This is a genomic window from Kiloniellales bacterium (assembly GCA_030064845.1).
Classification (GTDB): domain Bacteria; phylum Pseudomonadota; class Alphaproteobacteria; order Kiloniellales; family JAKSDN01; genus JASJEC01.
Map to the genome: position 1 here is coordinate 81,318 of JASJEC010000011.1, position 10,198 is coordinate 91,515.

The 10,198-nt window shown below is 65.0% G+C and carries 11 protein-coding genes; 6 read left to right on the forward strand and 5 right to left on the reverse strand.

Annotation, left to right across the window (positions count from 1 at the left end; translation table 11 throughout):
* Positions 1–11 precede the first annotated feature (11 nt).
* Positions 12–533, forward strand: coding sequence for a gamma-glutamylcyclotransferase family protein (locus tag QNJ67_06520; GenBank protein MDJ0608614.1), 522 nt, complete (start codon positions 12–14; stop codon positions 531–533).
* Here QNJ67_06520 and QNJ67_06525 read toward each other — a convergent pair.
* The 5 genes from QNJ67_06525 to QNJ67_06545 all read right to left on the reverse strand — a co-directional run bounded on the left by QNJ67_06525 (position 511) and on the right by QNJ67_06545 (position 4,501).
* Positions 511–1,227 (reverse strand): MIP/aquaporin family protein, encoded by a 717-nt coding sequence (locus QNJ67_06525; protein MDJ0608615.1) that lies wholly within the window; start codon positions 1,225–1,227, stop codon positions 511–513. The genes QNJ67_06520 and QNJ67_06525 overlap by 23 nt on opposite strands.
* A gap of 4 nt (positions 1,228–1,231) precedes the next feature.
* A complete protein-coding gene (locus QNJ67_06530; GenBank protein ID MDJ0608616.1) occupies positions 1,232–1,768 on the reverse strand; it encodes an arsenate reductase ArsC in 537 nt (178 codons plus the stop codon).
* 16 nt (positions 1,769–1,784) lie between these two features.
* Positions 1,785–2,120 (reverse strand): helix-turn-helix domain-containing protein, encoded by a 336-nt coding sequence (locus QNJ67_06535; protein MDJ0608617.1) that lies wholly within the window; start codon positions 2,118–2,120, stop codon positions 1,785–1,787.
* 124 nt (positions 2,121–2,244) lie between these two features.
* Positions 2,245–3,492, reverse strand: a complete 1,248-nt coding sequence (locus QNJ67_06540) for a D-alanyl-D-alanine carboxypeptidase (protein MDJ0608618.1) — start codon at positions 3,490–3,492, stop codon at positions 2,245–2,247.
* Between the two features lie 253 nt (positions 3,493–3,745).
* Positions 3,746–4,501 carry a peptidase gene (locus tag QNJ67_06545; protein MDJ0608619.1) on the reverse strand — a complete coding sequence of 252 codons (756 nt, stop codon included), beginning with the start codon at positions 4,499–4,501 and terminating at the stop codon, positions 3,746–3,748.
* A gap of 288 nt (positions 4,502–4,789) precedes the next feature.
* On the opposite strand from QNJ67_06545, the gene QNJ67_06550 reads away from it, so the two are divergent.
* From QNJ67_06550 to QNJ67_06570, 5 genes are all read left to right on the forward strand, one after another.
* On the forward strand, positions 4,790–5,329 hold the full coding sequence (locus tag QNJ67_06550; GenBank protein MDJ0608620.1) for a phasin family protein: 540 nt from the start codon (positions 4,790–4,792) through the stop codon (positions 5,327–5,329).
* A 410-nt stretch (positions 5,330–5,739) separates the two neighbouring features.
* A complete protein-coding gene (clpS, locus tag QNJ67_06555; protein ID MDJ0608621.1) occupies positions 5,740–6,066 on the forward strand; it encodes an ATP-dependent Clp protease adapter ClpS in 327 nt (108 codons plus the stop codon).
* A 7-nt stretch (positions 6,067–6,073) separates the two neighbouring features.
* Entirely contained in the window at positions 6,074–8,389 is a 2,316-nt protein-coding gene (clpA, locus tag QNJ67_06560) for an ATP-dependent Clp protease ATP-binding subunit ClpA (GenBank protein ID MDJ0608622.1), read from the forward strand.
* A gap of 422 nt (positions 8,390–8,811) precedes the next feature.
* The gene (locus QNJ67_06565) at positions 8,812–9,306 is read left to right on the forward strand and encodes a spore coat U domain-containing protein (protein MDJ0608623.1); all 495 of its coding nucleotides are present in this window, start codon (positions 8,812–8,814) and stop codon (positions 9,304–9,306) included.
* Positions 9,307–9,328: 22 nt separating this feature from the next.
* Positions 9,329–10,072 (forward strand): molecular chaperone, encoded by a 744-nt coding sequence (locus tag QNJ67_06570; protein ID MDJ0608624.1) that lies wholly within the window; start codon positions 9,329–9,331, stop codon positions 10,070–10,072.
* Positions 10,073–10,198 lie beyond the last annotated feature (126 nt).

Sequence of the window (10,198 nt, forward strand, 5' to 3'; positions counted from 1 at the left end):
CGGGGCGGAGCGTGCGGTTCTTCTTCTACGGCACCTTGATGGACGACGACGTCTGCCGCGCGGTGCTCGGCGAGCGCTGTCGCCAAATGCGGGTGGAACCGGCCGTTCTGCCCGGCTATCGGCGGGTGCGGGCGGCCCGCGGCGACTTTCCGGTCCTGACCCGACGCAGCGGCCGGCGGCTCGACGGCCTTCTGGTCCGGAACCTGCCGGGCGACGCCCTGCTCGCCATCGCCCATTACGAGGGCCCGGACTACGCGCCGCGCCGCGCCACGGTCATCGACCGGAACGGCGGGCGCCATCCGGCCTGGATCTTCATGCCGCGCCGCGGCCGGGTCGTCTCGGCGCGGCCCTGGCGCTTCGATCGCTGGCAGAAGCACGGTAAGGCCCGGCTCCGGCCCCGGCTCGAACGCTGGATGCTGGAGTTCGGCGCCTTGACCCTGCAATCGGTCGACACGCCGTGGCACGTCAAGCGGCAGATTCTCGCCCTTTGCCGCGAGCAGGAGGAAATGCTCAGCGCGCCGCCGGCTCCTTGAGCGATTCGCCCTCCGCGCTCTCCGCCGGCAGCGGCGCCAGAAGCCAGCCGAAAATCAGGGTTGCGAGCACCGATCCCACGAGCTGAGCGACAATAAAGCCGGGCACGTGGGCGGGCAGGATGCCGGAAAAGGTGTCGGTGAAGCCCCGGGCGATCGTCACCGCGGGATTGGCGAAGGAGGTCGAGGCGGTGAACCAGTAGCCCGCCGTGATGTAGAGGCCGACGGCGAAGGGCACGACCGGTGGCCGCCAGCGCACACAGGCGAGGATGGTCGCGACCAAGCCGAAGGTCGCGACGATCTCGGCGAACCACTGGGCGGGGCCGGTCCGGCTGTTGGTCGAGAACTGCAGGACTGCCTCCTCGAACATGAAGTGGGCGGCGAAGACGCCGGCGAGCCCGCCGACGACCTGCGCGCCCACGTAGAGAAGGGCGTCGGGTGGCGATATCTGGCGGCGAAGCGCGAAGCTGAGGGTTACCGCCGGATTGAAATGGGCCCCCGAGATCGGTCCGAAGACCAGGATCAGGACGACGAGGATCGCCCCGGTCGCGATGGTGTTTCCGAGCAGCGCGATGGCGACGTTGCCGCCCGCCAGGCGCTCACCCATGATGCCCGAGCCGACCACGGTGGCGAGCAGCAGAGCGGTACCCAGTGCCTCCGCCGTCAGGCGCCGGGGCTTGTCGAAAGTGTGGACCACCAATCTAAGCGTCTTGCTTTGCGGCGCCCGCGGTGGAGCGCCCGATCTCTTCGAGCCGCTTCTTCAGGGTCAGGCGGTCCAGGGACTCCATGGGCAGATTGGCGAAAACGCTGATGCGGTTGGAGAGCATGCGGAAGGCTTCGGCGAAGGCGATCCGCTTCTCGGCCTCCAGGCCGTCCTCGGCCGCCGGATCGGGCAGGCCCCAATGCGCGCTCATCGGGTGACCGGGCCAGACCGGGCAGACCTCGTCGGCCGCGTTGTCGCAGACTGTGAAGACGAAATCTATCGGTGGTGCGCCCTTCTCGGCGAACTCCGCCCAGTCCTTGGAGCGCAGGTCCTTAACCGGATAATTCTCGCTCTCCAGCAGCTCGAGGGCGTAGGGGTTGACCTGCCCGGCCGGGTGGCTGCCGGCGCTGTAACCCCTGAAGCCGTAGCCCCGCGAGCGGTCGCCGCCGATCCGGTTCATGATGCACTCGGCCATGATGCTGCGCGCCGAGTTGCCGGTGCAGAGAAAAAGCACATTGTAGATCTTCCCGCTCATCGATCCCTCCCTCGTTTCAGTCATCGCAGAGATCCGACTGCGCGGTCAGTTCGCCGCAGATCTCGGGGTGCCCTTGGCAACAATCCTGGGTCAGGAATGACAGGACCCGCCGCGTGCCCTCGACGCTCACGGCATAGAAGATATGGCGCTGGCGGCGCCAGGCGTGAATGAGTTCCGCGCCCTCGAGCTGACCGAGGTGGAACGAGAGGCTGGATGGCGCCATGTCGAGCCGCCTGGCGATTTCGCCCGCCGCCAGCCCGCTGGGGCCTTGCCGCATCAGCAGACGGAAGATCGCGAGGCGATGCTCGCTGGCCAGGGCGGCGAGCGCCCGTGTCGCTTGCTTCGGATCCATGGTTCGAAATTACTCGAATTGTCGAACCACGCAAGTCAAGGATGTTTGACAGGCGGACCCGTGAGAGACAGATGCAGGGTTCTCTGCGGAGTGCGCCCGGTGAAGGGGCGGCCGGTTCGCCTAATCAGCTGCCGCGCGTGTTGTTGAGCGCGACCTTCAGCTTCTTGGGGCCCCGGACCACCATGCAGTCGATCTTGGCCGACTTCAGCTGCCGGCAGGCGAGCCGGGCTTGCTTCTCGCTCAAGCCGATCAACTGGGCGCGGTAGAGCAGTCCTTTCCGGCCCTTGATCTTGCGGATCAGCACCTGGGTTCCGCCGAGTATCTTCGGCAGCTTACGCGCGGCCTTCGACGCGGCGTTTTCGGCCGGTTTCACCCGATAGAACGCGCCGACCTGGACGCCCCAGCGGCCCGCCATCGAAACGGTCTCCACCAGCTGCGAGCCGGCGCGGCGCGCCGTCAGCAGTGCCTCGGGCTTGGGCTGCGGCACCGGCAGCATGCCGGAAGTCCCGCGCGCGAACTTGGCCCGGCTCTTCTGCTTGACTGCCGGCGCGCCCACCGCGATCAGCTTGCCCGGCTTCGATCCGGGGGTATGACTCACCAGCGGGATGGGCTTGGAAAAGCCCTTCTCGAGCAGCGCGGTAATGTGCTTGTCCCGCGAACGCGCCGTCCTGCCGCCAAACACCACGGCGACCAGGCGACGCCCGTCCCGCACGGTTGAAGCCGCGAGATTATAGCCCGAGGCCCGGGTGTAGCCCGTCTTCAGCCCGTCGGTGCCGTCGTAGTTGGTCAGCAGCGTGTTGTGGTTCGTGTGGGTGCGTCCGCGGTAGCGGAACGTCTTCGCCGAGAAGAAGCTGTAATACTGCGGATAGTGCCTGATCAGCGCGGTGACGAGCTTGGCCATGTCCCGCGCCGTGCTCAGCTGGCGGCGGTTCGGCAGGCCCGAGGCGTTGCGGAAGTTGGTCCGCTTCATGCCCAGGAGCTGGGCCTTCTTGTTCATCTGCTGGGCGAACTTGCGCTCGGTCCGGCCGAGCGCTTCCGCCAGTACCACGGCGACGTCGTTGGCGGACTTGGTCACCAGGGCCAGGATCGCTTGCTTCACCGTGATCCGCTGGTTGCGCTTCAGTCCCAGCTTGGAGGGCGGCTGGCGCGCCGCCCGCCGCGATACCTTCAGGCTCTGATCCAGTCTTAGCCGGCCGTCTTCCAGCGCCTCGAACGCCATATAAAGGGTCATCATCTTGGTGAGCGAGGCCGGGTAGTTCCGCGTATCGGCGTTGACCTCGTAGAGCACCTGGCCGGTCATGCTGTCGACCACGATCGAGGCGTAGCGCGCGGAAGCCGGGCTCGCCAGAGCGGTGGCCAGGAAAATGCCCACACAAAGAGAAAGAACCCCGGCCCAGCGCCTTGGATTCAATCCAACAGAGCAAACTTTCGCGCCACGGGCCAAAGTTTAGATCCCGAACAAGGCCGAGGATTTCGATGATTCGATTAAGATTCTAGGGGAGTTAACCACGAGGTGTCCAGGGTAATTCTCTGACGATTACAATAAGGTTAAGTGGCCTCCTGCCCGTCATGATGGCACGGAACGACCGTCTCGAGGAGCTCCCGGCGCTTCCTTGGGCATGGGCTCACGTCTCGTCCTTGACCAGGGCCAGCCGGGTGCCGGGAACCAGGGGGCGTACCCAGGGGCCGACCGGCATCTCCCGGGCCAGCTTGGTCAGCTGCTCGTTCCACCAGCGCCGCTGGTCGGTCAGCTCGTCGTAGTCGTAGTGTGCCTCGCGCCAAGTCGAGTCGCTGGTCGCGAAAGTCATGATATCGAGCGGAAAGCCGACGTCGGACGAGCTGAAGCGGGTCGAATCGAACGACAGGTAGGACAGCTTGAGCGCGGTCTCCAGATCGCTCTCGACGGTCAGCGCCCGGTCGAGGATAGGCTTGCCGTAGGCGGTGGCGCCGATCGCCAGGTACGGGCTGCGCTGCCCGACCTCGATCCAGTTCGCCTCGGGATAGACCAGGAAGAGGCTCGGCTCCCGGTCCTCGCCGATCTGGCCGGCCAGGATGCTGTGCAGATTGAAGCTGAGCTCCGAGCGCTCCAGGGTCTCGCGGTCATCGTCCGCCACGGCGCGCAGGCACCGGGCGTAGGTCTCGACCGCGTCGAGCAGCGTGGCGGTGCCGTTCGGGCCGCTCTGTTCCAGCGCCCGGTCGAAGTACGCCAGGGTCTTGTCGCGCAGCGATCTCAGCCCCGAGCTCATGACGCAGACCTCGCCGCCGGCCGCGCCGTGGCGCGAGATCTTGCGGGCCTGGGTGACCTGGGTCCCGCTGGTCAGCCGACCGTCCGCCAGGCAGACCAGCCCTTCGTTTACCTTGATCGCGAGGCAATAGGTCATGGTCGCTCGCCGGCCAAGTCTCGCCCCCGTTGCTTGCCAGAATCGGGTGAGCTGAAGTCGGCGAAACTCTGGCATGGCCCCTGGCCGCGGACAAGCGGCAAGATAACGAGAAAATTATGTTGCAATGCACAATAAACCCTTGACCCCGGGTCTGGAGTGGCTATGTTATCGGTTATGTTGCGGTGCAGCATAAAGCTGATAGCCGCCGACAAAGCAACGTTCGGTCTGAGGCGCTGGGTGGGAATTTCGAAGCGCCGCAGCCGTCTAACGAGCCAGGAGTGAGGAACGATGACCACCACGAGAAAGACCAACGGGAAGACCGCCAAGCCGGCCAAGACCGTTGAGGATGCCATGACGGCCAGCAAGGAGACCGTCGAGGCCGTCGTCGAGGCCGGTACGGTTGCGGCGACCAAGAGCTACGACCAGGCCGTCGCGATGACCAAGGAGCAGGTCGAGAAGACGTCCAAGGCCATGTTCGAGGGCTACGGCGATTTCAGCGATCTCGGCCAGCAGAACTACGAGGCGATGGTGAAGTCGGGCACGATCTACGCCAAGGGCTTCGAGACCATCGGCCAGGAGATGATGGAGTTCACCCGCAGCTCGATCGAGGGCAACGTCTCGGCGGCGAAGGCCATCATGGGCGCCAAGAACATCAAGGAGATGGTCGATTTGCAGAGCGAGTTCGCCCGCAAGAGCATCGACCAGGCGGTCGCCGAGTACAGCAAGTTGACCGAGATGTCGATGAAGCTGGCCAGCGACGCCATGGCGCCGATCCAGGCGCGCGTCGAGGACACGACCGGAAAGATGTGGAAGCCCGTCAGCTTCTGATCCGATCCGGATTTCGGATACCCGGTCCCTGGAGACGCGGCACGGCCGCGCGAAGGGGACCGGGAAAGCCTGCGAAAAGGCCTCTGAACCGTCAGAGGCCTTTTTTTGTGTTCGCCGGCGCGGACCGCCGGCTCCGGGCCTATTCCTTGAAGTCGAAAAAAATCTTGTAAATTCTACCGAAAACAGCAATCAGAAAAAAGAGCGTCCCTGTCTCCGTCAGGATTCTCCCGGGCGATCGCATTCCGTCGGGCGTCCGTATTATGGTAGGTTGATATCTCCAGGGAATTGGTTTCACCGCGTTAACGAGACCCTTTTCCAAGCTGGGTGAATCCCAATATCATGTCTTAGGCGCGTCGCGGTGGAAGCGTCCTCATAGGAGTTGAGGAACGAGTATTGGGATCGGCACTAACATGAGCGGCAAGGGGCGAGAAGGGGACGACCTTCCGACGACCGGCATCGTCGTCGAGTCCAAGCCCAAGACCAAGAAGCCGTCGATGTACAAAGTCCTGATGCTGAACGACGACTACACGCCGATGGAGTTCGTGGTTCACGTGCTGGAGCGCTTCTTCGGCAAGGCGCGCGAAGAAGCGACGCAGATCATGCTGCACGTTCATCGGCGCGGTGTCGGCATCTGCGGCGTCTTCACCTACGAGGTCGCCGAGACGAAGGTCACGCAGGTCGTTGACTACGCCCGCCAGCACCAGCACCCCTTGCAGTGCACATTGGAAAAGGAATAGAGGGTCGATGCTCTCAGCCACGCTGGAACAGACGCTGCACCGCGCGCTTGCCTACGCCAACGAGCGCAGGCACGAGTACGCAACCTTGGAGCACCTCCTGCTCGCCTTGACCGAGGACTCCGACGCGGTTGCGGTCCTGCGTGCCTGCGGCGTCGACGTCGACCGGCTGCGCGGCGAGCTGTCCGACTACGTCGACAACCAGCTGTCCAACCTGATCACCGCCCAGGCCGGCGACGCGACCCCGACCGCGGGCTTCCAGCGCGTGCTGCAACGCGCCGCCATCCACGTCCAGTCCTCGGGCCGCGAGGAAGTCACCGGCGCCAACGTCCTGGTCGCCATGTTCTCCGAGCGTGAGAGCAACGCGGTCTATTTCCTGCAGGAGCAGGAGATGAGCCGGCTCGACGCGGTGAACTACATCAGCCACGGCATCGCCAAGGTGCAGGGCAAGGACGAGACCCGCACGGTACACGGATCGGACGAAGAGGCCGGCGCCGAGAAGGTGGTTCGCAAGGGGCACGAGGCGCTCGACGCCTACTGCGTGGATCTCAACCAGAAGGCGCGGAGCGGCAAGATCGACCCCCTGATCGGCCGCGAGCAGGAGATCGAACGGACCATCCAGGTCCTGTGCCGGCGGACCAAGAACAACCCGCTCTACGTCGGCGACCCCGGCGTGGGCAAGACGGCGATCGCCGAGGGCCTGGCCCGGCGCATCGTCGCCGGCGAAGTGCCGGCGGTGCTGAAGGACTCGACGATCTTCGCGCTCGACATGGGGTCGCTGCTGGCGGGCACGCGCTACCGGGGCGACTTCGAGGAGCGGCTGAAGGCGGTGATCGGTGAGCTCGAGGGCCAGGAGAACGCCGTGCTGTTCATCGACGAGATCCACACGGTGATCGGCGCCGGCGCCACTTCGGGCGGGGCGATGGACGCCTCCAACCTGCTCAAGCCGGCGCTGCAGAGCGGCACGCTGCGCTGCATCGGCTCGACGACCTACAAGGAGTACCGCAACTATTTCGAGAAGGACCGGGCGCTGGTTCGGCGGTTCCAGAAGATCGACATCAACGAGCCCTCGATCGACGACGCGATCAAGATCCTCAAGGGCCTCAAGCCCTACTACGAGGAGCACCACAAGGTACGCTACACGGGCGACGCCCTGAAGGCGGCGGTGGAGCTCGCGTCGCGCTACATCAACGACCGCAGGCTGCCGGACAAGGCGATCGACGTGATCGACGAGGTCGGGGCGTCTCAGATGCTGGTGCCGGAATCCAAGCGCCGCAAGACGATCGGCGTGAAGGAGATCGAGGCGGTCGTGGCCAAGATCGCGCGGATTCCGCCGAAGAGCGTCTCCAAGGACGACCGGGACGTGCTGAAGAACCTGCGGCGCGACCTGAAGACCATGGTGTTCGGCCAGGACCAGGCGATCGACGCGCTGACCGACTCGATCAAGCTGGCCCGGGCCGGCCTGCGCGAGCCGGAGAAGCCGATCGGCTCCTACCTCTTCTCCGGGCCGACCGGCGTCGGCAAGACCGAGGTGGCGCGCCAGTTGGCGATGTCGATGGGCATCGAGCTGACCCGCTTCGACATGTCGGAGTACATGGAGCGCCACTCGGTGAGCCGCCTGATCGGGGCGCCGCCGGGCTACGTCGGCTTCGACCAGGGCGGTCTCCTGACCGACGCGATCGACCAGAACCCCCACGGGGTGCTTCTGCTCGACGAGATCGAGAAGGCGCACCCGGACCTGTTCAACATCCTCCTGCAGGTGATGGACCACGGCAAGCTGACCGACCACAACGGCAAGACGGTCGACTTCCGCAACGTGATCCTGATCATGACGACCAACGCCGGGGCGGCGGAGCTCGCCAAGCCTGCGATCGGCTTCGGGCGTGGCCAGCGCGAGGGCGACGACGAGGAAGCGATCAACCGGATGTTCTCGCCGGAGTTCAGGAACCGGCTCGACGCGGTGATCGCCTTCCGCAGCCTGACGCCGGACATCATGAGCCACATCGTGGACAAGTTCGTGATCGAGCTGGAGGCGCAGCTGGCCGACCGCAACGTGACCATCGAGCTGAGCTCGGAGGCGCGGGAGTGGCTGGCGTCCAAGGGCTACGACCCGCAGTTCGGCGCGCGGCCCCTCGCCCGGGTGATCCAGGAGTACATCAAGAAGCCGCTGGCCGAGGAGCTGCTGTTCGGCAAGCTCGCCAAGGGCGGCGTGGTCCGGGTCAACATCAAGGACGGCAAGCCCAGCTTCCAGTACCCCGAAGGCAAGACTCGCAGGCTGCCGCCGCCTCAGAAGGCCGACGACCGGGAGAAGGAACCGGTCGAGTAACGGCGGCCTCGCGCCCCGATTTTCCCCAGCCGCACGTTCCGACGGCTGATCACCGCTGGTCCGAGCGGCGCCACGCGCGCCGTCGTCGGGCGCGGGGTCCGTCCGGTGTCCAGATCGACAGGGGTCAGCGCGACAGGTTTCTCCTGTTCGGAAAATGAGCGTCACGGCTCCGTTCGACCGCAAGGCCGTCCCGGGAAACAGTCAGGCTGTGGCGGATTCTCTCCTTTAAAGCGCGTAGTATAAAACATCTAAACGCTATGTAATAATCTCCAGTCACTTTGACTAACTTCTAGTAATTACTAAATCGCTTTGAATAATTATTTGAAAAATTTTAATTTTTACTGGTCAAGCTTCCTCCTACCCGCTCGAAAGTAAGAATAAAAGCGGGCCTGTACGAAGAGATAGGCATAGGAGGAAGTTCGATGTTCTGGCAGCGGAATCTGCTCGCCGCCGCGGTGCTGGTCCTGGGAATTGCAGGCTTCGCCGGCCAGGGGCACGCTCAGACAAGCTCCGACACCTTCCAGGTTTCGGCGCAGGTCAACGCGACCTGCAGCATCGTAGCCAACGATCTGTCGTTCGGCACCTACGACCCTACGGGGCCCGACGTCAACGTCGCCACGAACCTTGAGGTCACCTGCACCAACGGTGCCGGCTACGAGATCGGCCTCGACGGCGGTACGACCGCGAACGACGTCAACAACCGCGCCATGGGCGGACCCGGCGCGGACGTCCTGAACTATGCTCTCTACCGCGATCCCGGACGGAACCAGAACTGGGGCAATACTGCCGGCAACACGGTGACCGGGACCGGTACCGGCGCGACGGAGATCGTGCAGGTCTACGGTGAACTGTTGAGCAGCCAGTTCGTGGAATCTGGCCCCTACATCGACAATGTCGTCGCCACGATCAACTTCTAGGCGCCCCGCGCCAGGCCGGTCGTTGCTGCGGCTCGGCGCGGTGCTGCTGTGCCTCGCCTCGTCGTGTCTGGCGGGGTCGGCGGCGGCCGGGCAACTCAAGGTCTCGCCGATCCGCGTCGACCTCTCCGCCGGGCAGCCTATGAGTGTGATCAATGTCGGCAACACGGGCAGGTCGGCGTCGCTGATCCATGTCCGCGTGCGCGCCTGGCATCACCGGACCGGCCAGGACGCCTACGACGAGAGCAACGACGTTCTGATCAACCCCATGATCTTCAAGCTCGAGCCGGGGCAGGAGCAGCTCATCCGGATCGGCCTGCGCCGGCCCCAGGCGAAGCCCAGGGAAGTGGCCTATCGGGTCTTCATCCAGGAGGTGCCACAGGAGACGAGGAGTCGGGAAAGGCGCATCGCGACCCTTCTGCGGATCAGCCTGCCGATCTTCGTCGCGCCGGTTGAGCCGGACGACTCGATCCTGGTCTGGCGTGTGGAGCCGAAGGCGGAAGACCAGCTCGTGCTCAGCGTCGAAAACGCCGGGAACCTGCATACCCAGATCTCGTCCTTTGCCCTGCTGCGGCAGGGCGGCGCGCCGCTGACCGAAGTCGACGGCCACACCTACGTGCTCGCGGGTCAGCGTCGCGAGTGGGTCCTGCCGCGGGTGGCGCTGGGAGACGACGCGGTGCTGACCCTGACCGCGGCGAGCGACAAAGGGCCGTTCACGACGGCGCTCAGGCTGGACGGCGCGACGCCGCTCGAAGCGGTGCAGCGTTAGGCGAGAGGGCGACCGGTCTTGCCGGGGGCGTAGACCAAGAATGACGTTGGCGGCCCGAAGGCGATGTCGGAAGTCAAGAAGTGGTATCTGGCGACCGTTCTGCTGTTGCTCGGCAGCGCGCCTCTC